This window comes from Variovorax paradoxus (assembly GCF_009498455.1).
GTDB classification, from domain to species: domain Bacteria; phylum Pseudomonadota; class Gammaproteobacteria; order Burkholderiales; family Burkholderiaceae_C; genus Variovorax; species Variovorax paradoxus_H.
In genome coordinates this window covers 2,908,587-2,931,493 of record NZ_CP045644.1, presented here as the reverse complement: position 1 = coordinate 2,931,493, position 22,907 = coordinate 2,908,587, and the positions used below count along the sequence as shown (strand labels likewise).

The window sequence follows — 22,907 nt, the reverse complement described above, 5'->3', positions numbered from 1 at the left end:
ACCGCCCGCCTCAGCTCAGTCGGGACGGCCGAGGTGTTCGAGCACCGAGCGCGCGGCGGCCGTGAGCTCGTGCTGGCGGCGCACGCACAGCAGGTGGCGGCGCAGCGCCCAGGGCGCGTCGAGCTTGAGGCAGCGCAGCTTGAGGATCTGCAATTGCGGCAGGATGGCCGCATAGGGCAGCACGCCGATTCCCACGCCCTGCTCCACCATGCGGCAGACCATGTCGAAGCTGCCGACCTGCATGCGCACCTTGAGCGGCACCTGGGCCTCGAGCGCGGCCGCGAGCAGCACGCGGTGCAGCGCCGTGCCTTCGCGCACCACGATATGGTCGTGGCGCAACACCTCCTGCACATCGATGCGCTTGCGGCGCGCCAGCGGGTGGTCGCGCGCGATGACCACGGCCAGTTCGTCGGTGCGGTACGGCAGGCATTCGAGGCCGTCGGCCGGCGTCTGGCCCTCGATCACGCCGATGTCGGCCAGGCCGGCCTGCACCGCCTTCACCACCTCGGTGCTCGCGCGCTCCTGCAGGTCGATCTTGAGCACCGGGTGCAGCCGCAGGAACGAGCCGATCTGCGCCGGCAGAAACTGCGCGATGGTCGAGGCATTGGCCGTGATGCTGACCACGCCTGCCACGCCGTTCTGGAAATCGTCGAGTTCGGCGCCGAGCCGGTCCATGGCCGAGAGCACGGCGCGCGCATGCAGCAGCAGCCCATGGCCGGCCGAGGTGAGCGTGACGCCGCGCGCATGCCGCACCAAGAGCGGCAACCGCGCGCGGGCTTCGAGATCGGAGATGCGCTTGCTCGCAGCCGCCAGCGCGATGTGGCAGCGCTTGGCGCCTTCACTGATGCTGCCGTGGTCGGACACGGCCACGAACAGGCGCAGCGACTTCAGGTCGGCGGACATGGCCCGTCGCGCCTCAGGTCAAAACGAGGTGATCGAACAGCTCGCGCGCGGAGGCCGGCAACTGCTCGCGGTTGCGCGCGATGAGCTTGAGCTCGCGCTCGGCCCAGGCGTCGCTGAGTGCCACGGTCGAGATGCGCATCGCCATCGACAACCGGTGCGCCGACGACGACGGCAGCACGCCGACACCCACGCCCGCTTCGATCATCAGGCAGATGGCCTCGAAGCTGCTCACCTGGATGCGCGGGTTGAAGCCGCGCCCCGCGAGTTCGGCGCGGCGCTGCAGAAAGCGGTGGATCGCGCTGCCGTGGTGCAGGCCCACGTGCTGCTCGTCGAGCGTGTCGGCAAAGGCCACCGACGACGCGCCCGCCAGCGGGTGCGAGGGCGGCACCACCAGCACGAGCTGGTTGCGGCCGAAGGGGCGCGCATCGAACTCGCCGGTGTGCACATCGCCCGCGAGGATGCCGATGTCGGCCTCGCCGTCGGCCACGGCGCGCACGATTTCTTCGCTCAGGTATTCGCGCAGGTCGACCTGCACGGCCGGATGCTGCGTGAGAAAGCCCGCGAGTTTCTGCGGCAGGTACTCGGTGATCGAGGTGGTGTTGGCGAACACGCGCACATGGCCCTTGATGCCCTTGCCGAAGTCCTGCATGTCGCAGCGCAGGTGCTCCATCTGCTGCATCACGCGCTTGGCGTGGTACAGCACCGCCTGCCCCGCGGCCGTGAGCGTCACGCCTTGGGCACTGCGATGCAGCAGCTTGCCGCCCACCGCTTCTTCCATCTGCTTGATGCGCGTGGAGGCGGCGGCCAGCGAGATGCAGGCCTTCTCGGCGCCGCGCGTGAGGCTGCGCGCGTCCGCCACGTAGACGAACAGTTTCAGGTCGAACAGGTCGAAGTGCAGATTCACCGGGCGGGCACGAAGGAAGCGGGAGGAACGCGCATTGTCCGGCGAACGGTGCCGCCTGCCGCCGCTTGCGGGTTTGTCCTCATGCCCTCATGTCTTCAGACCGGGTCCCAGCTGAACACGTCCGCCGAACGATCCAGCGGGAAGAAACTGGCGCGCATCGCGGGCATGGCGTGCTCTGCAATGCTCTCGGGCGTCCACCCTTCCGAGCGGTGCACGGAGCGCACCGGGCGCGGCTGGCTGATGAGCGAGATCTCGTTGTTGCGCACCGAGAAGATCTGGCCGTTGACCGCGGCGGCTGCATCGCTCGCCAGGTACACCGCGAGCGGCGCCACCTTGGCGGGCGTCATCTGCTTGATCTTGTCGACGCGCGCGCGCTGCTCGTCGGTGTCGGTGGGAATGGCGCCGATCATGCGGCTCCAGGCAAAGGGCGCGATGCAGTTGGAGCGCACGTTGAACTTGAGCATGTCCAGCGCGATGGACTTCGACAGCGCCGCGATGCCGAGCTTGGCCGCCGCGTAGTTGGCCTGGCCGAAGTTGCCGATGAGGCCCGAGGTGGAGGTCATGTGCACCAGCGCACCCGCGTTCTGCTCCTTGAAGTGCGTCGCAGCCGCGCGGCTCACGAAGTAGGCGCCGTACAGGTGCACCTTGATCACGGCGTCCCACTCGTCGACCGACATCTTGTGGAAGAACCGGTCGCGCAGGATGCCCGCGTTGTTGACCACCGCATCGATGCGCCCGAAGCTGTCGACCGCGCATTCCACGATGCGCCCCGCGCTCGCGGCCTCGGCCACGCTGTCGGTGTTGGGCACCGCCTCGCCACCCGCCGCACGGATTTCTTCGACCACCTGCTGCGCCGGCCCGGCACTGCCGCCCTCGCCGTCGAGCCCCGCACCGATGTCGTTGACCACCACCTTCGCGCCATGCCGCGCCATCGCGAGCGCGATGTCCCGCCCGATGCCGCCGCCCGCGCCGGTGACGACGATCACTTTTCCTTCAACCATGTGTCTTGCCTCTGCTTCGGATGTTCGTTCGCCCGCGGGGTGCGGGGGAATTTCAGAATGCCACAGGCAAGGCAGGCGCGGGTTTGGGGTTTCCGAAGAGGGGCTTAAGCGGCGGCGCGAAGGCCGGCTGGCTGGCTACTGCCGCGCCGTGCGGATGTTCGGCGGCAGCGCCTGCGGCCAGCTCGTGCGGAACGGGTTGATGTCCAGTCCGCCGCGCCGCGTGTAGCGCGCATACACCGCGAGCTTGGTCGGCTGGCATTGGCGCCAGATGTCCGTGAACATGCGCTCGGCACAGGGCTCGTGGAACTCGTTGTGGTTGCGAAAGCTCACGATGTACGCCAGCAGCCCGGCCTGGTCGATGGGCGGGCCGCTGTAGCGGATCTGCACGCTGCCCCAGTCGGGCTGGCCGGTGACGAGGCAGTTGCTCTTGAGCAGGCGGCTGGTGAGGGTTTCGTTCACGTGCACCTGCGTCGTGTCGCTGCTCAGCAGCTCGGGCGCGGGTTGGTAGTGGGTGCATTCGATGTCGAGGCGGTCGAGGTCGAGGCCGTCGATTTCGTGCACCGGCTCGCGGTCGAACAGGTCGGGCGTGAGCAGCTTCACGCCGATGCCGGCCGACTGGTCGCTGCCGCGCCATGCGGCTTCGGCAAGGTCGGTGCGCAGGTGCTCGCGCACGGCATCGATGCTGGCGAAGGTGCTGTTGTTGAAGCTGTTGAGGTACAGCTTGAACGACTTGCTCTCGATGATGTTCGGCGTTTCGCAGGGAATGGTGAAGTGCGCGATGGCCACCTGCGGCTTGCCGCGCGGGTTCAGCCAGCTCAGCTCGAAGGCGGTCCAGAGGTCGGCGCCGAAGAAGGGCAAGGCGCCGGCCTGGATGCCCATGGCTTCGCGTTGCGTGGCGCGTGCGATGGGGAACAGAAGCGATGGGTCGTACTTGTCGGCGTAGGCCGAGGCGCGGCCGAGCTGCGATTGCTCGGGGGTGTTGGGGTTGGGGTTCGGGTTGGCGGGATCGTGGCTCATGGGGCGGTTCCGGCATCCGCCGCGTGTGCGAACGGAGCGATGTGGTTGGCGAGGATGGTGCAGACCTCGGGCGGCAGGTCGTGGCCCATGCCGGGGATGGCGGTGAAGGTCGCGCCGGGGATGCGGCGGGCGGAGTCCTGGCCGCAGGCGATGGGCACGAGCGCGTCGGCGTCGCCGTGCAGCACGAGCGTCGGTCGCTCGATGCGCGCGAGCACCTGGGGCCGGTCGTCGTCGGCACCGATGGCCAGCATCTGGCGCATCAGGCCGGCCGGGTGGTAGGCGCGGCGCATGCTGAAGGTGAGGCGCGCGGCCAGTTGTTCGTCGGTCTGCGGATAGGCCGGGCTCTGGATGAGCCGCAGCAGCTTGATGCTGTGCGCGACCAGCGCGGCCTCGTCGTGGCTGCGCGGGCGCCGCATGAGCATGGCCCCGACTTCGCGGCGCGGGCCCGGCAGGCCGCGCGCGCCGCTGGAGCTCATGATGCTCACGAGGCTGGCGGTGCGCTCGGGCGCGGTGGCGGCGATGCGCTGCGCGATCATGCCGCCCATCGAGGCACCGACGATGTGGGCGCGGGCAATGCCCAGCGCGTCGAGCACGCCGAGCGAATCGAGCGCCATGTCCTGCAGCGTGTAGGCGCTGCGCACCTTCAGGCCGATGCGGTGGCGGATGGTTTCCCACACGATGTTGCCGGTGCCGAGGTGGTCGAAGCCCTGGCTCAGGCCGATGTCGCGGTTGTCGTGGCGCACCACGCGAAAGCCCGCATCGACCAGCTGCTGCACGAACGCGTCGGGCCAAGCGACCAGCTGCATGCCCAGCCCCATGATCAGCAGGATGACGGGGCGCCCTTCGCCGCCGGTGTCGTCGACTTCGATCTGCAGGCCGTTGGCGGTGACTTTCATCGGTTCCTTGTTGCTTCTTCTGCTGCTACTTGAATTCGCGCTCGCGCAGCCACTTGGTGGCGACCCATTTCTCGCCCGCGAGCACCGGCGCGCCGCCGTGCAGCGTGCGGGTGGCGGGGTCGGGCCGGTCGTAGCTGAAGAACACGCCGGTGCCGCGCACCGGGGCCACTTCGAGCCCGATGTCGGGGAAGGTGGTGGCGCCGCCCTGCTCAGGCTCCTGCAGGTACATCACGAGCGTGGCCACGCGCTGGCCGCCGCGCTTGAGGATGGTGGGCGTGCCGGGCTCGTGCGGGTCGAAGTAGTCGTAGTGCGGGCGGTACTGCGCGCCGGGCGCGTAGCGCAGGATCTGCAGGCCCTCGCCGTATTCAAGCGGCCAGCGCAGCAGCATGGCCAGGCGCTGTTCGAGGCGCGCGACGATCTCGTTCTCGCCGCGCTCGAAGAACATGCCGTCGCTGGTGCGGTCGACGTTGAGCACCTCGCCGCCGGTGCGGGTCTCGACGGTGAGCGAGCGGGCCAGCCGCACGCGCGCGGCGGCGATCAGGCCTTCGCATTCCTCGGCCGACAGCAGGTTGCCGAACACCACGACGCGCGGATGCCGCACGGTCTGCAACACCTGCACGCGGCGGTCGCCGGCCTCGATGTACAGCGGCGCGCCGTCCAGGTCGGGGCCGGGCATCTCGGTGCGGGCCGGCGCCAGGGCCAGGGCCGCCTCGGCCTCGGGAAAACCGGCTTCGAGCTGGGCCAGCGCGAGGTCGGTGGCGGCATCCTGCCAGCCGGCCGCCCGCATCGACATGCGCAGTGCAGGCACCGAATGGCCGGCCGCGAGCTGGGCCACCAGCCATTCGCGCAATTCCGGACTGATCGCTTGGGACATCAGACTTTCCTTCTGAACACCAGCCTTTCGGCTGTCGATACCTGAGCGTCGAAACCATAACCCTCGAGATCGAATTTTTCCAGCGCCTTGGGCGTGGCCGCCTGGTGCAGCACGGCCCAGCGCGCCAGCAGGCCGCGGGCGCGCTTGGCGAAGAAGCTCACGATCTTGTACTTGTCGCCCTTCCATTCCTGGAACACGCATTCGACCACGCGCGCCTTGAGCACTTTCTGGTCCACCGACTTGAAGTACTCCTGCGAGGCGACGTTGATGACGACCGGCGTGCGGTCGGCCGCGAGGCGCTCGTTCAGGTGCTCGGCGATGCGCGAGCCCCAGAAGGCGTACAGGTCCTTGCCGTGGCGGTTGGCCAGCGCGGTGCCCATTTCGAGCCGGTAGGGCTGCAGGCGGTCGAGCGGGCGCAGCAGGCCGTACAGGCCGCTGAGGATGCCGACGTGGTCCTGTGCCCAGGCGAGCTGGGCGGGCGTGAGGCTGCGGGCATCGAAGCCGCCGTAGACGTCGCCGTCGAAGGCAAAGGCGGCCTGGCGGGCGTTCTTCTCGGTGCTTTTGCTCGACCAGGCGGCGTAGCGGGCCACGTTGAGGGCCGAGAGCTTGTCGGACAGGTGCATCAGCTCGGCGATGTCCTGGGGCGACTTCTCGCGCAGCAGCTTGATGAGTTCGGCCGAGGGCCGCGCGGGGCTTCGAAATGGGGCTGGGTGGCGGGGGTTTCGGAAGGGACGGGGTGTCGTAGTCGAGCGACTTCGCGGGGGAAAGCAGGAACAGCATCGGTCGATTATGTGGGGCTGGGGTTACCCCGGGCCACGCCGGTAAAATCCCGGGCAATCCCACCTTGTCACCAACGGCACCCGAGGGTGCCGTTTTGCATTCCCCATGAGCGAACCTACCTCCCAGCCCGGCCTCGAGAGCCTCTCCAAATCGTTCGAACCCGCCGCCATCGAGGCGCACTGGGGCCCGGAATGGGAGCAGCGCGGCTACGCCAAGGCGGGTTTCCGCGGCACGCAGCAGCCCAAGGAAGGCGCCGAGTCGTTCGCGATCCAGCTGCCGCCGCCCAACGTGACGGGCACGCTGCACATGGGCCATGCGTTCAACCAGACGATCATGGACAGCCTCACGCGCTACCACCGCATGAAGGGCGCCAACACGCTGTGGGTGCCGGGCACCGACCACGCGGGCATCGCCACCCAGATCGTGGTGGAGCGCCAGCTGCAGGAGCAGAAGGTCAGCCGCCACGACCTGGGCCGCAAGAACTTCGTGGCGCGCGTGTGGGAGTGGAAGGAAAAGTCGGGCAGCACCATCACCGAGCAGATGCGCCGCATGGGCGACACGGTCGACTGGAGCCGCGAGTACTTCACGATGGACGACGACCTGTCCAAGGTGGTCACGCACACCTTCGTGAAGCTCTATGAAGAAGGCCTGATCTACCGCGGCAAGCGCCTGGGCAACTGGGACCCGGTGCTCAAGACCTCGGTGAGCGACCTCGAAGTCGAGAGCGAAGAAGAAGACGGCTCGCTCTGGCACATCGCCTACCCGCTCGAAGACGGCAGCGGCACGCTCACGGTGGCCACCACGCGCCCCGAAACCATGCTCGGCGACACGGCCGTGATGGTCCACCCCGAAGACGAACGCTACAAGCACCTGATCGGCAAGCACGTGAAGCTGCCGCTGGTGGACAAGCTGATTCCGATCATTGCCGACGACTACGTCGACAAGGAATTCGGCACCGGCGTGGTCAAGGTGACGCCCGCGCACGACTACAACGACTATGCCGTCGGCCAGCGCCACAAGCTCGAGGTGATCGGCATCCTGACGCTCGACGCGACCATCAACGACAACGCCCCCGAAAAGTACCGCGGCCTGGACCGCTTCGTGGCGCGCAAGGCCATCGTGGCCGACCTCGAGGCGCTGGGCCTGCTGGTCGAGGTGAAGAAGCACCGCCTCATGGTGCCGCGCTGCGCACGCTCGGGCGCCGTGGTCGAGCCGATGCTCACCGACCAGTGGTACGTGGCCATGACGCGCCCCGGCGCCGACGGCCAGTCGATCGCGCAGAAGGCGATCGACGTGGTGAAGTCGGGCGAAGTGCGCTTCGTGCCCGAGAACTGGGTCAACACCTACAACCACTGGATGGAGAACATCCAGGACTGGACCATTTCGCGCCAGCTCTGGTGGGGCCATCAGATTCCGGCCTGGTACGACGAAGACGGCACGGTGTACGTGGCCGAGACCGAAGCCGAGGCGCAGGCCAAGGCGCCGGGCAAGACGCTCACGCGCGACGAAGACGTGCTCGACACCTGGTACTCGTCGGCGCTGGTGCCCTTCTCTTCGCTGGGCTGGCCCGAGAAGACGCAAGACCTGGCGCTGTACCTGCCCTCGACCGTGCTCGTGACGGGCTACGACATCATCTTCTTCTGGGTCGCCCGGATGATCATGATGACCAAGCACTTCATGGGCACGGTGCCGTTCAAGGACGTGTACATCCACGGCCTGGTGCGCGACGCCCAAGGCAAGAAGATGAGCAAGTCGGAAGGCAACGTGCTCGACCCGGTCGACCTGATCGACGGCATCGAGTTGCCCCAGTTGCTCGACAAGCGCACGCAGGGCCTGCGCAAGCCCGAGACCGCACCGGCGGTGCGCAAGAACACGCAGAAGGAATTCCCGGACGGCATTCCGGCCTTCGGCGCCGATGCGCTGCGCTTCACGTTTGCCTCGCTGGCCTCGCTCGGCCGCAGCATCAACTTCGACTCGAAACGCTGCGAGGGCTATCGCAACTTCTGCAACAAGCTGTGGAACGCCACGCGCTTCGTGCTGATGAACTGCGAAGGCCAGGACTGCGGCCTGCTCGAACACACGAAGGAAGACTGCCAGATCGGCGGCAAGGCGCACGGCTACCTGAAGTTCAGCCGCGCCGACTTCTGGATCGTCTCGCAGCTGCAGCGCGTCGAAGCCGAAGTGGCCAAGGGCTTCGAGGAATACCGCCTGGACAACGTGGCCAACGCGATCTATCAGTTCGCCTGGGACGAGTTCTGCGACTGGTACCTCGAGATTGCCAAGGTGCAGATCCAGACCGGCGACGACGCGCAAAAGCGCGCCACGCGCCGCACGCTGATCCGCGTGCTCGAGGCGCTGCTGCGCCTGGCGCACCCGATCATTCCGTTCATCACCGAAGAGCTGTGGCAGAAGGTCTCGAAGGTCGCGGGCCGTGAAGGCGCATCGATCATGATCGCGGCCTATCCGCAGAGCCAGCCCGAGAAGATCGACGAGGCCGCCGAGGCGCACGTGGCGCGCCTGAAGGCGCTGGTCGATGCCTGCCGCACGCTGCGCGGCGAGATGAACGTGTCGCCCGCGACGCGCCTGCCGCTGTACGCGGTGGCCGACGACGCCGAAGGCGCGGCCTTCCTGCGCGACGCGGCGCCGGTGCTGCAGGCGCTGGCCAAGCTCAAGGAAGTGAAGGTGTTCGACGACGAGGCCTCGTGGCAGGCCGCCGCCGAAGCCGCGCCCGTGGCCGTCGTGGGCGCCACGCGCCTGTGCCTGCACATGGAGATCGACAAGGCGGCCGAGAAGCTGCGCATCGGCAAGGAAATTGCACGCATCGAGGGCGAGATCGCCAAGGTGCACGGCAAGCTCGGCAACGAGGCCTTCGTGGCCAAGGCGCCGCCCGCCGTGATCGAGCAGGAGCGCACGCGCCTGGCCGATTTCACCGCCACGCTGGAGCGCCTGCGCGACCAGCTTGTACGCCTCGGCTGACAGACGAGGCCGGAGTGGGGGCTTAGGATGCGGTGGCCGGCTTCGCGCCGCATCCTCTCCCAACCCTCTTCTTTCCTCTTTGAAACGACACTGAACCGCCCATGTCCACTTCTTCCCCGACACGCATCCGCAAGGCCGTATTCCCTGTTGCAGGCTTCGGCACCCGCTTTCTGCCTGCCACCAAGGCACAGCCGAAGGAAATGCTGCCGGTTGTCGACAAGCCGCTGATCCAGTACGCCGTCGAGGAAGCCTATGCCGCGGGCATCCGCGACATGATTTTTGTGACCGGGCGCAACAAGCGTGCGATCGAAGACCACTACGACACCGCCTACGAGCTCGAAAGCCAGCTCGAAGCCAGCGGCAAGCACGCGCTGCTCGAAATCGCCCGCTCGGTGTCGCCCGACGACATGACCTGCTCGTACGTGCGCCAGCCGCGCATGCTGGGCCTGGGCCACGCCGTGCTCTGCGCCGAGCACCTGGTCGGCAACGAGCCCTTCGCCGTGCTGCTGGCGGACGACCTGATGGTCGGCCCTGTCGGCGGCCTGCCGGTGCTGGCGCAGATGACCGAAGCCTTCGCGCGCCTGGGCGCCTCGGTGCTGGCCGTGCAGGAAGTGCCGCTGGAGCACGTCAAGCGCTACGGCATCGTGGCCGGAGAGACCGTGGAAGACGGCCTCGTGAAGGTCAACCGCATGGTCGAGAAGCCCAAGCCCGAAGACGCGCCCTCGCGCCTGGGCGTGGCCGGCCGCTACATCCTCACGCCCGGCGTGTTCGACGAGATCCGCAACCAGCCCAAGGGCGCGGGCGGCGAGATCCAGCTCACCGACGGCATCGCCGCGCTGATGAAGAAGGAATCGGTCTACGCTTACTCGTACAAGGGCATCCGCTACGACTGCGGCAGCAAGGAAGGCTTCCTGCAGGCCTCGGTGGAACTGGCGCTGGCGCACCCCGAGGTGGGCGAGCAGTTCCGCGAATACCTCAAGAGCCTGAAGCTCTGAGGGCGCTGGGCAGCACTGAAGAAAAAGCAAAGGGGCCGCGAGGCCCCTTTCTTTTTGACGCTTGCCAGCAGTGCGCTAGCGTCGCTTCAACACATGGATGAAGTCGCTGCCCACGGTCTCCTGCGCCATCAGCTCGTTGCCGGTCTGGCGCGCGAAGGCCTGAAAGTCGCGCACCGAGCCCGGGTCGGTCGACACCACCTTCAGCAACTGGCCGCTCGCCATGTCGTTGAGCGATTTTTTCGCCTTCAGGATCGGCAGCGGACAGTTGAGGCCGCGCGTGTCGATTTCGCGGTCAACTTGCATTGCCAGGCTCCGGCGGCAGGTTCAGGCCGCGGCGACGCTCTTCGTTTTCCGCAGCGGTGAAGAACACGGGCTCGTGGCCGCGCGTGCGCAGCCAGTCGGCCAGCGCGTAGCCGGTGCCGGCGGGCCAGCACCGCAGGTCGGGCAGGTCGTAGAGGCGGTAGTCCACCAGCTCGGGCGAGAGCTTCACCTCGCCGTCGGCCACCACGTGGTACGCGATGATGATCTGGTTCATGCGCTGGAAGTCGTAGGCCCCGACGAGCTTCGTCGCGCTCACGTCGAGGTTGGTTTCTTCCTTGACCTCGCGCGCGATGCCCTCCTCGGGCGTCTCGCCGGCTTCCATGAAGCCGGTGATGAGCGCAAACATCTTGCCCGGCCAGGCCGCATTGCGCGCCAGCAGCACCTGGCCTCGGTACTCGACGATGGCCGCGAGCACGGGCGTGGGGTTGTTCCAGTGCGTGTGGCCGCAGTTGGGGCAGCGCAGCCGCTCCTTGGGACCGCCGTCTTCCATCAACGCGATCCATTCGAGCGGGGTGGCGCAGGCCTGGCAAAACTTGGGGTGGGGCATGGGGAAAGTCTCTGTTCTTTTTCTCAGGGCTTGCGGCGCCCGGTGAAGGCGCCGCAGCAGGATGACGGAATCAGGCGGGGAAAACGCCCGTCGACAGGTAGCGGTCGCCGCGGTCGCACACGACGAAGACGATGGTCGCGTTCTCGACCTTCTTCGACACTTCGATGGCCGCCCACAGCGCGCCGGCTGCCGAGATGCCGCCGAAGATGCCCTCTTCGCGCGCGAGGCGCCGGCACATTTCTTCGGCGTCGTCCTGGGTCACGCTGATTTCTTCGTCGACGCAGCTCGGGTCGTAGATCTTCGGCAGGTATTCAGTGGGCCATTTGCGGATGCCGGGAATGCGCGAGCCTTCGGCCGGCTGCGCGCCGACGATGCGCACCGCCGGGTTCTTTTCCTTCAGGTAGCGCGAGACACCGGTGATGGTGCCCGTGGTGCCCATGGCGCTCACGAAGTGGGTGATCTTGCCCTGCGTGTCGGTCCAGATCTCGGGGCCGGTGGTCTCGTAGTGGATGCGCGGGTTGTCGGGGTTGGCGAACTGGTCGAGCACGCGGCCCTTGCCTTGACCGACCATCTGCTCGGCGAGGTCGCGCGCGTATTCCATGCCGCCGCTCTTGGGCGTGAGCACGAGTTCGGCGCCGAAGGCCTTCATGGTCTGGGCGCGCTCCACCGAGAGGTCCTCCGGCATGATCAGCACCATGCGGTAGCCCTTGATGGCGGCGGCCATCGCCAGCGCGATGCCGGTGTTGCCCGAGGTGGCTTCGATCAGCGTGTCGCCGGGCTTGATTTCCCCGCGTTCCTCGGCCCGCTTGATCATCGACAGCGCCGGCCGGTCCTTGACCGAACCCGCCGGGTTGTTGCCTTCGAGCTTCCCGAGAATCACGTTGCCGCGCTTGGCGTTTTCTGCCGCGTGGATGCGTTGCAGGGCAACCAGGGGGGTCTTGCCGATGGCGTCTTCGATCGTCGGATAATTCATGCCAGCCACTGTGCCATAATTTTGGGCTTCCTTCCGGATGTGCCCGGGTGGTGAAATTGGTAGACGCAGGGGACTCAAAATCCCCCACCGAAAGGTGTGCCGGTTCGATTCCGGCCCCGGGCACCATGAGACGACAGCGTCTCACCCCCACATCAAGAAACCCGCTCGCTTCATCGGCGCAGCGGGTTTTTCTTTGCTTCGAGCCCTCTCGGGCCGGACAGCGCCCTTCCTAGCCAAGAACGCCGGCGAGCTTCACCTGGAGCGACAAGGCGGCCCGGTGCAGCAACTCGAACTCATCGTCCGGCAGCGGAACGGCCGTGAAGTTGAAGTGGCACAAGGTCCCGGCGACCGCGCCCGAGGGGTTCAACAACGGAACGCCGTGGTAGCTGATGGTGTAGTCCCGCCCGGGATGCGTTGCAAAGCGCTCGTCCGCACTCGAGTCGTCGGTCCGGAACCAGCCGTCACGCAACACAAAGGGGCAGATGCTCGCCTCGAAGGGAACGATGGCAATGTTTTCGGGGATCAACTCGCCTTGCTTGTCGTGCAGATAAAGGCTTGTGACCAGGTCGGAGCGAATCTTGTAGATCCCGGTGTACCGGTGCGGCACGCGCGCATTCAAGTAGGCGAGGACCGCCTGCACGCCTTGATCGGCAAGCAAGGCTTCAATCATCTGTGGCATACGTTTCGTCCGCTTCGCTTCGATCGATTTCGATCTGGAACTCGTCGCGCCATGGTACGCCCGGCTCGGTCTGCGATGCCGGCCCCGGGGCTCCCGCTTCGGTCAGCCCGCCTGCGCGGCCCTCAACGCCGCCACCGCCCGAATCTCCACCCGCAGCGCCGGCCGCGCCAGCGCCGCCACGCCGAGGATCGTCCACGCCGGAAAATCCTCCGTGATGTAGCGGTCCTTCACTTCGCGAAAGCCCGCGAGTTCGCTGCCGACGTCGACGTGGTAGCTCACGATCTCCACCAGGTCGGCAAAACCGAGCCCCGCGCTTTCCAGCACGACGCCCAGCCGCCGGAAGGCCCAGTCGGCCTGCTCCGCGGCGCTCTCGGGCACGCTGCCGTCCGCACGCAGGCCGACCTGCCCCGCCACGAACAGCAGGCCGCCGGCCTTGACGCCGGGCGCGTACTTGAAGGTGTCGAAGACGGCGGTCGAGCCGAAGGTCGGATGGCCGTCGGGGACGCGGACACTTTGTTTGCTCACGGGTCGCGTCCTTTCAGGCTTGCGCAGGCTGCAGCCCGGTATGCACCGTCGGGTGCGCCAGCCGCACGCGCAGCTCACGCTTGAGCCGCGTGTTGTCGAGCCGGCGCGATTCGCCCATGAAGCTCAGCAGTTGCACCGGCAATTGCCGCTGCGCCTCGTCGCGCGCCACGCGCGGCGGGCGGGGCATACCGTAGAGATCGGCGGCCAGGTCGAAGTAGTCGCCCATGCGCAGTTCGGTGTCGTCCGACGCGTGCACCACGCGTTGGGGCTTGCCGCGGAACAGGGCCGCCATGCAGGCGCGCGCGAGGTCGTCGGCGTGGATGTGGCTGGTGTAGACGTCGTCCTCGCGGCGCAGCACCGGCGTGCCGCGCTCCAGGCGGCCGCGCGGGGTGCCGTTTTCGCGGTCGGGTGCGTAGATGCCCGGAATGCGCAGGATGCTGGTGCGCACGCCGGTGCTGCGGCCGAACCAGCGCACGGCGCGCTCGGCATCGACGCGCCGGTGGGAGCGCGGCGTGTCGGGGCGCACGCCGCGCGTTTCGCTCACGCGCGCGCCGCCGCAGTCGCCGTACACGCCGCTGGTCGAGCCGTAGACCAGCGCCGAAGGCAGCGAGCGCAGCCGCAGCGCCTGCATCAGCGACACGGTGCGCTGGTCGCGCCACCAGGCCGCGCCGCCGTCCCGCGCGGGCGGCGCCAGGTGCAGCACGCGGGTCGCGATGCCTGCCAGCCGGCGCAGGGTGGCGCTGTCGTCCAGGTTGCCCACCAGAGGCCGGATGCCGGCCGCGCGCAGCGCCGCGACGCGGTCGGCCGAGGACGTGAGTGCGACCAGCTGCATGCGCCCGCGCAGGTCGCGCGCCACGCGCTGGCCGATGTCGCCGCAGCCGACGATCAGCAGGCGCTCGCGCCGGAACCGGGCCGGCAGTGCGCCGGAGGGGCTATTGATTGAAGGCAAAATCCGGGTTCCTGTCTCTTTTCAGTTGTCCCGGCCGCACGCAGCCGGGAAAGTTCACCCCCGAAGAATACCGATGACTGCTACAGCGCCGCACGAAGCGGGCTTTTCCATCACCGTCGAACCCAGCGGGCGCCATTTCGTGGTCCAGGGCGACGAGACGATCCTCGCGGCAGGCATCCGCCAGGGCATCGGCCTCCCCTACGGCTGCAAGGACGGCGCCTGCGGTTCCTGCAAGTGCAAGAAGCTGTCGGGCGAGGTCACGCTCGGCCCGCACCAGAGCAAGGCGCTGAGCGCCGAGGAGCAACTGGCCGGCTACGTGCTGACCTGCTGCGCCCACCCGACGAGCGACGTGGTGCTGGAGTCGCGCCAGGTCACCGAGGCCGGCGCGCTGCCGATCCGCAAGATGCCGGTGCGCGTGATGGCGCTCACGCGCCAGTCGCACGACGTGATCCTGCTGCGCCTGCAGCTGCCGGCCGGCGAGCCGCTGCAGTTCTACGCGGGCCAGTACGTCGAATTCATATTGCGCGACGGCGCGCGCCGCAGCTACTCGATGGCCAATGCGCCGCACACGGTGGCCGTGCCGGGCACGGGCCTCGAACTGCACCTGCGGCACCTGCCGGGCGGCAAGTTCACCGACCACGTCTTCGGCGCGATGAAGGAAAAGGAAATCCTGCGCATCGAAGGCCCGTTCGGCAGCTTCTTCCTGCGCGAGGACTCCGACAAGCCGCTGATCCTGCTGGCCTCGGGCACGGGCTTCGCGCCGATCAAGGCACTGCTCGAGCACATGAAGTTCAAGGGCATCGAGCGGCCCGCCACGCTGTACTGGGGCGGGCGCCGCCCCGAAGACCTGTACATGGACGGCTGGCTGCGCGCGCAGCTGGCCGAGATGCCGAACCTGCGCTACGTGCCCGTGGTGTCGAACGCCACGCCCGAAGACAACTGGACCGGCCGCACGGGCTTCGTCCACCAGGCCGTGCTGGAAGACTTCGCGGACCTGTCGGGCCACCAGGTGTATGCCTGCGGCGCGCCGATCGTGGTCGACTCGGCCAAGCGCGACTACGTGGCCTTGGCCGGCCTGCCCGAAGAAGAATTCTTCGCCGACGCGTTCACCACCGAAGCCGACAAGGCGCTGCCCTGAGCCTTCGCGTTCCCCTTTTCCTTTCCAGCAGAACAACATGAAGACGAGACACTTCCTCCTGACCCTGATCGCCGGCGCCGCAGTGCTCGGCACCGGCCATGCCGCAGCCCAGCAACATCGCCCGATCCGCCTCGTGGTGCCCTATGCGGCCGGTGGCCCGATCGACAACACGGCGCGCATCCTGGCCGAGCAGGTGAAGGACACGCTGGGCGGACCGGTCATCATCGACAACAAGCCCGGCGCGGGCGGCAACATCGGCGCCGACTTCGTCGCCAAGGCGCCGGCAGACGGCCTCACGATCGGCATCGCGGCCACGGCCACGAACGCGGTGAACCCGTGGCTGTACAGCAAGATGCCGTTCAACGCCGCGACCGACTTCGCGCCGATCACGCAGATGGTGCGCGTGCCCAACGTGCTGGTGATGAACGCCGAGACGGCCAACCGCCTGAACATCCGCACGCTGGCCGACCTGATCCGCTACGCCAAGGCCAACCCCGCCAAGCTCAACTACGGCAGCGGCGGCAACGGCAGCGCCGGGCACCTCGCGGGCGAGCTGTTCAAGAAAGAAGCGGGCATCTTCGCGGTGCACATTCCGTACAACGGCGGCAACCCGGCGCAGCTGGCGCTGCTGTCGGGTCAGGTCGACTTCAACTTCGACAACCTCGCCACGGCCGCGCCGAACATCCGCTCGGGCAAGCTGAAGGCGATCGCGGTCACGACACTCAAGCGCAGCAACGCCCTGCCCGACGTGCCGCCCGTGGCCGACACGCTCAAGGGCTTCTCGATCGACACGTGGTGGGGCCTGGTCGCACCGGCCGGCACGCCGCCCGACGTGGTGGCAAAGCTCAATCAGGCCTTCGTCGCCGCGCTGAACGCGCCGGAAACGAAGACCCGTTTCGCCTCGATGCTGGCCGAGCCGGTCGGCAATTCGTCCGAGCAGTTCGGCAGCTTCATGAAGAGCGAACTGATCAAGTACGAGAAGGTGGTCAAGGCCACCGGGGCGAAGGTGGACTGACGAGGTCGTCCAAGGGCGCTTCCGCGCTCGCTTCCGTGTCGGTGGCCGCAGCAACGGCCGCCGCCGCTTCCGCCGCCCCGCCCTGGTACGTGCGCAGGCCCGCGAGGTCGAGCACTTCCACGCCGCCGTGTTCGATGCGCAACAGGCCGTCGCGCTGCAGTGCGTGCAGCGCACGGTTGGCACGCTGGCGCGACACGGCCGACAAGAGGCCGATCTCGTCCTGGCTCAGCCGCACGAAACGCGTTGCGCGCGGGTAGAGGATGGGGTCGAACAGACTCGCCAGGCAGCGCGCCACGCGCGCGTCGGGGCCGAGCAGCCGATCGAATTCCATGAGACCGATGAACAGGCTCAGTCGCGCATTGATGTGTAACAACAGAAACCGATTGAAGTCGATGCTGGTGGACATCAGCCGCTCAAAGCTGTGTCGCGGCACGCAGGCCACGCGCGTCGGCCGCAGCGCCACGCCGTCGTAGCGCCAGCATCCGGGCGTGAGCAGCGAGCCTTCGCCGCCCCAGCCGCCGGCGGTCACGCCGGTGAACGTGGACACGCGCCCGTCGGGCAGCGACACCGACATCTTCATGAGGCCATCGATCACGCCGATCCAGTGATCCGCGGGTTCGCCGCGTCGCACGACGAAGCCTCCGGCCGGCACCACGCGCTCGTGCGACTCCTGCACGACGCGATCGAGTTCGTCGTCCGTGAGCGAGCGCGCCCACAAGCTCTCGCGGAGCATGTTCTCCAACGCGTCCGACATCGCGCCTCCTGCTGTCTTCCCTCGTGACATCGCATCGGCCGATCCGTCGCAGGCGCCGGTCGGCGGGGTACCGTAAGAAATGTCGTTGCAACGACATCTTCGGCGCGGCGATGGTGCCACAGTCATTCGCGTTCGCCAAACAACAAGGAGACAACGATGAAGCGTTCGAACAAGGACCCGCGCCCCGCGCGCGGACCGGACGACGGGGATGGGCACGGCCTGCGCCGGCGCGATGTGCTCGGCTACGCCACGGCCGCGCCGCTGGCATCGGCGGCGGCGGGCATCGCGGGGCTCGGCGCCCTCACGGCGCCCGCCGCCGCAGTCGCCGCGCTGCTGCCGATGACGCCGCCCGACACCACCGACCTGATCGACATCGGCGATGCGGTCACGCTCACGTCGCTGCCGACCATGCCGCTCGTGAAGGTGACGAACACCGGCGACGGCCGCGTGCGGCTCGCGCTGCCGCGGCTCGAGGTGGGCCAGGGCATCGCCACGGCCAGCGCGATGATGCTGGCCGACAAGCTGCGCCTGCCGCTGAGCGCGATCGAAGTCACGTCGGCCGACGCGAGCCCCGAGCTGATCTGGAACCAGCTCACGGGCGGCTCGTCGAGCGTGCGCTCGATGCACGCGGGCATGCCGATGCTGGGCGGCCTCGGCGGCCTGCTCTCGGGCTCGACGCCCTCGGTGGTCGGCCAGCGCGTGACGCGGCTCGATGCGCTCGACATCGTCACCGGACGCAAGAAGTTCACGCTCGACCAGGCCGTGCCCAATGCCAAGCCGACGATGGTGCGGCGCCCGCCGACCATCAACGGCAAGTTCGTCGGCATCAACAACATGAACACGGTGATGGCGATGCCGGGCGTGATCGGCGTGGTGCCGATTCCGTCGACCAACGGCATCACACCGACGCCGCCGGGCGTGGCCGTGATGGCCGAGACCTTCGGGCAGGCCTGGGCGGCGGTGAACGCGCTCGACGTGACTTGGGCCGCGGGTCCGCTCGACGGCGAATCGAACGCGACCATCATGCGCAAGCTGAAATCGTCATTGCTGCCCTTTGCGCTGCCGCCGCTGGGCGCGCTGACGGTCGAGGCCGAGTTCGAGTTCGCGCCGGCCGCGCACTGCCCGATGGAAGTCGAATGTGCGATTGCCGACGTGCGAGCGGACCGCGCCGAAATCTGGGCCGGACTGCAGAGCCCCATCGTCACCCAGCAGGCGGTGGCCGCCGAACTGGGCCTGCCGCTGAACAAGGTGGTCGTGCATGCGGTGCCCTCGGGCGGCTCCTTCGGGCGGCGCCTGTTCTGGGACCCGGTGCTGCAGGCGATCCAGGTGTCGAAGGCGCTCGGGCGCCCCTGCCGCCTGATGTACCACCGCACCGACGACATGCGCCACACGCGCATCCGCCCGCCGATCTACCAGAAGGCGCGCGCCACGATGCTGCTGGGCCAGGTCATCGCCTTCGAGCAGCGCATCGCCAGCGTGCGCCTGGACACGCGCCATGGCTTCGGCAACATGCTCGAGGCCGCCGCCATCGCGCTGCCCAATGCCTTCCCGCAGACGGTGGGCAACTTCGCGATCGAGCAGGTGATGTTCAAGACCATGGTGACCTCGCCGTACAACTTCGGCGTCACGACCAAGCTGCTGACGCCGGTGGCGATGGACATGAACACCTGCTCCTACCGCTCGGTGCACATCCAGCCCGCGCGACTGGTGGAAGAGATCCTTGTTGACGAGATGGCCCGCGCCGCGCGCAAGGACCCGATCGCGTTCCGGCTCGAGTACCTGCGCCTGCCGCGCGCCCGCGCGGTGCTGAAGGCGGTGGCGGAGGCCGCGCAGTGGGGCAAGGCGATGCCGGCGGGCTTTGCGCAGGGCGTGGCGGTGCACCAGGAGTCGAAGTCGTTCACGGCCTGCATCGTCGAGATCGACGCGCGCGTGCCGGCGCAGGCCCGCGTGGTGCGCGCGACCATCGCCATCGATGTCGGCACGCCGATCAACCCCTCGGGCATCGAGGCGCAGCTGCAGGGCGGCCTGTGCGAATCGATCGCGCTGGTGCTCACCGCAGGCCTGCACATCCAGAACGGCCTGCCGCTGGAAGGCAGCTACTCGCAGTACCACTTCTCGCGCATGAAGCACTACCCGAAGGACGTGAAGATCATCATCATGCCGGCCAACGGCGAGGCCATCGGCGGCCTGGGCGAGGTCGGCCTGTCGGCGAGTTCGGGCGCCATTGCCAACGCCTACGGGCGCGCCACCGGCATCAAGCCGCGCAGCTTCCCGCTGAACTTTCCGGTCGACTTCACGCCGATCCCGCCGGGCAAGCTGCCCACGCCCGTCAACGTTCCGATTCCCGCCTGAGGAGACCCACCATGCCTGTGCAATCTTTCAAGGTGAACGGCCAGAACGTCGACGTCGAGGCGCCCGACGACCTGGCGCTGCTGTGGGTGCTGCGTGACAAGCTCGGCATCACCGGCCCGAAGTACGGCTGCGGCATCAACGTGTGCAAGGCCTGCACCTGCCACGTCGACGGCAAGGCCGTGACGACCTGCTCGGTGCGCGTGTCCGACGTGCGCGGCCGCCAGGTGACGACCATCGAAGGCCTGGCCAACGGCAACACGCTGCACCCGGTGCAGCAGGCCTGGATGAACCTGGACGTGCCGCAGTGCGGCTTCTGCCAGCCGGGCCAGATCATGGCCGCGGTCGACCTGCTGCGCCGCACGCGCACCCCGACGGACGCCGACATCGACGCCATCGAGAACGTCTGCCGCTGCGGCACCTACGGCCGCATCCGCGAGGCGATCAAGGCCGCCGCCGCGATGATGGGATAGACGTCAAAACGGCCAGCCACCGCGCTCGGCGGTGCTGGCCGGTTGGCACTGGCTGGTGCTTACTCGCCGAGGTAGGCGGCGCGCACGCGCGGATCGCGCAGCAGTTCCTTGGCGTCGCCGTTCATCGTGATGAGGCCCGACTCCATCACGTAGCCACGGTCGGCCAGTTGCAGCGCGCGGTTGGCGTTCTGTTCCACCAGCAGGATCGTGACGCCTTGCGAGGCCACGGTCTGCACCACCTCGAAGATCTTGTCGCACATGATCGGCGACAGGCCCATGGTGGGTTCGTCGAGCAGCAGCACCTTCGGGCGCGCCATGAGCGCGCGGCCCATGGCCAGCATCTGCTGTTCGCCGCCCGACATCGTGCCGGCCAGCTGGTCCTTGCGCTCGCGCAGGCGCGGGAAGGTCACGAACACGCGCTCCATGTCGCTCGCGATCTCGGCCTTGTCGTTGCGGATGTAGGCACCGATCTGCAGGTTCTCGGTGATCGTCATGCGCGTGAACACGCCGCGGCCCTCGGGCACCATCACGAGGCCCTCGCCCACCAGGTCCCAGGCGCCGCGGCCCTTGATGCTGCGGCCCATGAATTCGATCTCGCCCGCGCCGGCCGGCAGCGTGCCGGTGATGGCCTTCATGGTGGTGGTCTTGCCGGCGCCGTTGGAGCCGATGAGCGAGACCAGCTCGCCCTCGAACACGTCGAAGTCCACGCCCTTCACGGCCTGGATGCCGCCGTAGCCGACCTTCAGGCCGCGGACCTTGAGCAGGTTCTTGCCTGCGGCCTTGGCGGCTGCAGCCGCTGCCGTCGTGGTTGCCATCGTTGCTTCTGCGGTGCTCATCTCAATGTCCTCCGGTGCCGAGGTAGGCCTCGATCACCTTTTCGTTCTTCTGTACCTCGACCGGGTTGCCCTCGGCAATCTGCTTGCCGTAGTCGAGCACGGTGACGCGGTCGCACAGGCCCATGATGAGCTTGACGTCGTGTTCGATGATCAGGATCGTGCGGTTGTCCTTGCGGATGCGGTCGATGAGCTCGCGCAACAGGACCTTCTCGGTCGAGTTCATGCCGGCGGCCGGTTCGTCCAGCGCGATGAGCTGGGGGTCGGTGGCCAGTGCGCGGGCGATCTCGAGGCGGCGCTGGTCGCCGTAGCTCAGCGTGCGCGCCTTGTAGTCGGCGAACTTGCCGATGCCCACGTAGTCGAGCAGCTCTTGTGCGCGCTTGGCGATGGCCGCTTCTTCGGCCTTGAAACCCTTGGTGCGCAGCATCGCGCCGAACACGCCCGAGTGCGTGCGGATGTGGCGCCCGACCATCACGTTCTCGAGCGCCGTCATTTCGGCGAAGAGGCGGATGTTCTGGAAGGTGCGTGCAATGCCGGCCTTGGCCACTTCGTGCACGGCCGTCGGCTGGTAGGGCTTGCCGGCCAGCTCGAAGGTGCCGCTGTCGGGCGTGTACAGCCCGGTGATCACGTTGAAGAAAGTCGTCTTGCCGGCGCCGTTGGGCCCGATCAGGCCGTAGACCTGCCCGCGCTTGATGGTGATGCCCACGTCGGAGAGGGCCTGCAGGCCGCCGAAACGCTTGGAGATGCCGCGAACTTCGAGGATGGTGTCTGTCGTCATGTCTGTGTTTCCTGGGCTCACGGATTGATGGACATGGGACGCGATGCCGCACCCGGCACTTCGTCGGCGGGGCTGTCGATGCCCGGTGCGTGGGTCTGGAGCGAACCGGGCGCCACGGCCGCATGGGCCGGGTCGACGGGCACGCCGTTCTTCTTCGTCAGCGTCTTGCCGTGCTCCGGCGAAGGCCACAGGCCGCGCGGACGCATCAGCATGATGATGATCATGGCCAGCGCAATGAACAGCTGGCGCAGGATGGACGCGTCGAGGCGGCCGTCGGTCATCGCCTGCAGCGGGCCGGCCACGTAACGCAGCACTTCGGGCAGCGCGGCCAGCAGCACGGCGCCCAGAATGACGCCGGGCAGGTGCCCAAGGCCGCCGAGCACGACCATGGCGACGATCATCACCGACTCCATCAGGCTGAAGGACTCGGGCGACACGAAGCCCTGGAAGGCCGCGAACATCGCGCCCGACACGCCGCCGAAGCTGGCGCCCATACCGAAGGCCAGCAGCTTCATGTTGCGGGTGTTGATGCCCATCGCCTTGGCAGCGATTTCGTCTTCGCGGATGGCCATCCAGGCGCGGCCGATGCGCGAGATCTGCAGCCGGTGCGAAATGATGATGGTGGCCACCACCAGCGCGAGGAACAGGTAGTAATACAGCGTGACCGACGAGATCGTGAAGCCGTCGAACTTCCACGCCTTGCCGAGGTCGAGACCCCAGAACTTGATGGAGTCGATCGCCGTGATGCCCTTCGGTCCGTTGGTGATGTTGATCGGCTGGTCGAGGTTGTTCAGGAACACCCGGATGATTTCACCGAAGCCGAGCGTCACGATGGCGAGGTAGTCGCCGCGCAGCTTCAGCGTGGGCGCCCCGAGCATCGCGCCGAGCACACCGGCCACCACCAGGGCGAGCGGAACCACGATCAGGAGCGAGGTGTGCAGCCCGTTCGGGAACATCGCCTTGAACCACGGGAAGGTGTCCGAGAGGTGCGACGAACCCATCAGCGCGTAGAGGTACGCGCCGACCGCAAAGAAGGCCACGTAGCCCAGGTCGAGCAGGCCGGCGTAGCCGACCACGATGTTCAGGCCGAGCGCGAGCATCACGTAGAGCAATGCGATGTCGGCGATGCGCACCCAGGCATTGCCTTGGGTCTGCAACAGGATGGGCAGCGCCAGCACGGCGACCACGCCGAGGATGTAGAGCGCGAGGTTCTTGCTGTTTTTCATG

The 22,907-nt window shown here is 67.8% G+C and carries 23 protein-coding genes and 1 tRNA gene; 7 read left to right on the top strand and 17 right to left on the bottom strand.

Annotated features, from left to right (window positions below; genetic code table 11):
• Positions 1-15 precede the first annotated feature (15 nt).
• The 7 genes from GFK26_RS13415 to yaaA form a co-directional block, all read right to left on the bottom strand.
• Positions 16-903: a LysR family transcriptional regulator gene (locus tag GFK26_RS13415; RefSeq protein ID WP_153282380.1), complete on the bottom strand. Its 888-nt coding sequence runs from the start codon at positions 901-903 to the stop codon at positions 16-18.
• 13 nt (positions 904-916) lie between these two features.
• Positions 917-1,807, bottom strand: coding sequence for a LysR substrate-binding domain-containing protein (locus GFK26_RS13410; protein WP_153282379.1), 891 nt, complete (start codon positions 1,805-1,807; stop codon positions 917-919).
• 95 nt (positions 1,808-1,902) lie between these two features.
• Positions 1,903-2,808: an SDR family NAD(P)-dependent oxidoreductase gene (locus GFK26_RS13405; protein ID WP_153282378.1), complete on the bottom strand. Its 906-nt coding sequence runs from the start codon at positions 2,806-2,808 to the stop codon at positions 1,903-1,905.
• A gap of 135 nt (positions 2,809-2,943) precedes the next feature.
• Complete coding sequence (queF, locus tag GFK26_RS13400; protein ID WP_153282377.1) at positions 2,944-3,825, bottom strand: NADPH-dependent 7-cyano-7-deazaguanine reductase QueF; 882 nt, start codon at positions 3,823-3,825, stop codon at positions 2,944-2,946.
• Positions 3,822-4,721 (bottom strand): alpha/beta fold hydrolase, encoded by a 900-nt coding sequence (locus GFK26_RS13395; protein WP_153282376.1) that lies wholly within the window; start codon positions 4,719-4,721, stop codon positions 3,822-3,824. The genes queF and GFK26_RS13395 overlap by 4 nt, the downstream gene beginning before the upstream one ends.
• 25 nt (positions 4,722-4,746) lie before the next feature.
• Positions 4,747-5,595, bottom strand: coding sequence for a 2OG-Fe(II) oxygenase (locus GFK26_RS13390; protein ID WP_153282375.1), 849 nt, complete (start codon positions 5,593-5,595; stop codon positions 4,747-4,749).
• On the bottom strand, positions 5,595-6,221 hold the full coding sequence (gene yaaA / locus GFK26_RS13385; RefSeq protein ID WP_265590140.1) for a peroxide stress protein YaaA: 627 nt from the start codon (positions 6,219-6,221) through the stop codon (positions 5,595-5,597). Before yaaA ends, GFK26_RS13390 begins: the two co-directional genes overlap by 1 nt.
• 259 nt (positions 6,222-6,480) lie before the next feature.
• Here yaaA and GFK26_RS13380 point away from each other — a divergent pair, with 259 nt between their 5' ends.
• Both GFK26_RS13380 and galU read left to right on the top strand, forming a co-directional pair.
• The gene (locus GFK26_RS13380; protein ID WP_153282374.1) at positions 6,481-9,351 is read left to right on the top strand and encodes a valine--tRNA ligase; all 2,871 of its coding nucleotides are present in this window, start codon (positions 6,481-6,483) and stop codon (positions 9,349-9,351) included.
• 101 nt (positions 9,352-9,452) lie between these two features.
• Positions 9,453-10,346 carry a UTP--glucose-1-phosphate uridylyltransferase GalU gene (gene galU / locus GFK26_RS13375; RefSeq protein ID WP_153282373.1) on the top strand — a complete coding sequence of 298 codons (894 nt, stop codon included), beginning with the start codon at positions 9,453-9,455 and terminating at the stop codon, positions 10,344-10,346.
• A gap of 75 nt (positions 10,347-10,421) precedes the next feature.
• On the opposite strand, the gene GFK26_RS13370 is transcribed toward galU, so the two are convergent.
• The 3 genes from GFK26_RS13370 to cysM form a co-directional block, all read right to left on the bottom strand.
• Positions 10,422-10,649, bottom strand: a complete 228-nt coding sequence (locus GFK26_RS13370) for a sulfurtransferase TusA family protein (protein ID WP_099795458.1) — start codon at positions 10,647-10,649, stop codon at positions 10,422-10,424.
• The gene (locus tag GFK26_RS13365) at positions 10,639-11,214 is read right to left on the bottom strand and encodes an NUDIX domain-containing protein (RefSeq protein ID WP_099795457.1); all 576 of its coding nucleotides are present in this window, start codon (positions 11,212-11,214) and stop codon (positions 10,639-10,641) included. Before GFK26_RS13365 ends, GFK26_RS13370 begins: the two co-directional genes overlap by 11 nt.
• Positions 11,215-11,284: 70 nt before the next feature.
• Positions 11,285-12,187, bottom strand: a complete 903-nt coding sequence (gene cysM / locus GFK26_RS13360; RefSeq protein WP_099795456.1) for a cysteine synthase CysM — start codon at positions 12,185-12,187, stop codon at positions 11,285-11,287.
• Between the two features lie 41 nt (positions 12,188-12,228).
• Between cysM and GFK26_RS13355 the strand changes: the two genes are divergently transcribed.
• Positions 12,229-12,313 (top strand) — tRNA-Leu (locus GFK26_RS13355).
• Between the two features lie 103 nt (positions 12,314-12,416).
• On the opposite strand, the gene GFK26_RS13350 is transcribed toward GFK26_RS13355, so the two are convergent.
• The 3 genes from GFK26_RS13350 to GFK26_RS13340 all read right to left on the bottom strand — a co-directional run bounded on the left by GFK26_RS13350 (position 12,417) and on the right by GFK26_RS13340 (position 14,340).
• On the bottom strand, positions 12,417-12,866 hold the full coding sequence (locus GFK26_RS13350; protein WP_153282372.1) for a GAF domain-containing protein: 450 nt from the start codon (positions 12,864-12,866) through the stop codon (positions 12,417-12,419).
• A 102-nt stretch (positions 12,867-12,968) separates the two neighbouring features.
• Complete coding sequence (locus GFK26_RS13345) at positions 12,969-13,391, bottom strand: RidA family protein (RefSeq protein WP_153282371.1); 423 nt, start codon at positions 13,389-13,391, stop codon at positions 12,969-12,971.
• 13 nt (positions 13,392-13,404) lie between these two features.
• Positions 13,405-14,340 carry an NAD-dependent epimerase/dehydratase family protein gene (locus GFK26_RS13340; RefSeq protein ID WP_153282370.1) on the bottom strand — a complete coding sequence of 312 codons (936 nt, stop codon included), beginning with the start codon at positions 14,338-14,340 and terminating at the stop codon, positions 13,405-13,407.
• A 73-nt stretch (positions 14,341-14,413) separates the two neighbouring features.
• Here GFK26_RS13340 and GFK26_RS13335 point away from each other — a divergent pair, with 73 nt between their 5' ends.
• Positions 14,414-15,478: a CDP-6-deoxy-delta-3,4-glucoseen reductase gene (locus GFK26_RS13335; RefSeq protein WP_153282369.1), complete on the top strand. Its 1,065-nt coding sequence runs from the start codon at positions 14,414-14,416 to the stop codon at positions 15,476-15,478.
• A gap of 37 nt (positions 15,479-15,515) precedes the next feature.
• Positions 15,516-16,493: a Bug family tripartite tricarboxylate transporter substrate binding protein gene (locus GFK26_RS13330; protein ID WP_153282368.1), complete on the top strand. Its 978-nt coding sequence runs from the start codon at positions 15,516-15,518 to the stop codon at positions 16,491-16,493.
• Here GFK26_RS13330 and GFK26_RS13325 read toward each other — a convergent pair.
• Positions 16,465-17,247, bottom strand: coding sequence for a Crp/Fnr family transcriptional regulator (locus tag GFK26_RS13325; RefSeq protein WP_153282367.1), 783 nt, complete (start codon positions 17,245-17,247; stop codon positions 16,465-16,467). The genes GFK26_RS13330 and GFK26_RS13325 overlap by 29 nt on opposite strands.
• 156 nt (positions 17,248-17,403) lie before the next feature.
• Here GFK26_RS13325 and GFK26_RS13320 point away from each other — a divergent pair, with 156 nt between their 5' ends.
• Both GFK26_RS13320 and GFK26_RS13315 read left to right on the top strand, forming a co-directional pair.
• Positions 17,404-19,599, top strand: a complete 2,196-nt coding sequence (locus GFK26_RS13320) for a xanthine dehydrogenase family protein molybdopterin-binding subunit (RefSeq protein ID WP_153282366.1) — start codon at positions 17,404-17,406, stop codon at positions 19,597-19,599.
• Positions 19,600-19,610: 11 nt separating this feature from the next.
• On the top strand, positions 19,611-20,069 hold the full coding sequence (locus GFK26_RS13315) for a (2Fe-2S)-binding protein (protein WP_056572291.1): 459 nt from the start codon (positions 19,611-19,613) through the stop codon (positions 20,067-20,069).
• 59 nt (positions 20,070-20,128) lie between these two features.
• On the opposite strand, the gene GFK26_RS13310 is transcribed toward GFK26_RS13315, so the two are convergent.
• From GFK26_RS13310 to GFK26_RS13300, 3 genes are read right to left on the bottom strand one after another with little or no spacing between them, the layout of a single operon-like run.
• A complete protein-coding gene (locus tag GFK26_RS13310) occupies positions 20,129-20,905 on the bottom strand; it encodes an ABC transporter ATP-binding protein (protein ID WP_194274078.1) in 777 nt (258 codons plus the stop codon).
• A 1-nt stretch (position 20,906) separates the two neighbouring features.
• Complete coding sequence (locus tag GFK26_RS13305) at positions 20,907-21,680, bottom strand: ABC transporter ATP-binding protein (RefSeq protein ID WP_101493176.1); 774 nt, start codon at positions 21,678-21,680, stop codon at positions 20,907-20,909.
• A gap of 17 nt (positions 21,681-21,697) precedes the next feature.
• Positions 21,698-22,906 (bottom strand): branched-chain amino acid ABC transporter permease, encoded by a 1,209-nt coding sequence (locus tag GFK26_RS13300; protein ID WP_153282365.1) that lies wholly within the window; start codon positions 22,904-22,906, stop codon positions 21,698-21,700.
• Position 22,907 lies beyond the last annotated feature (1 nt).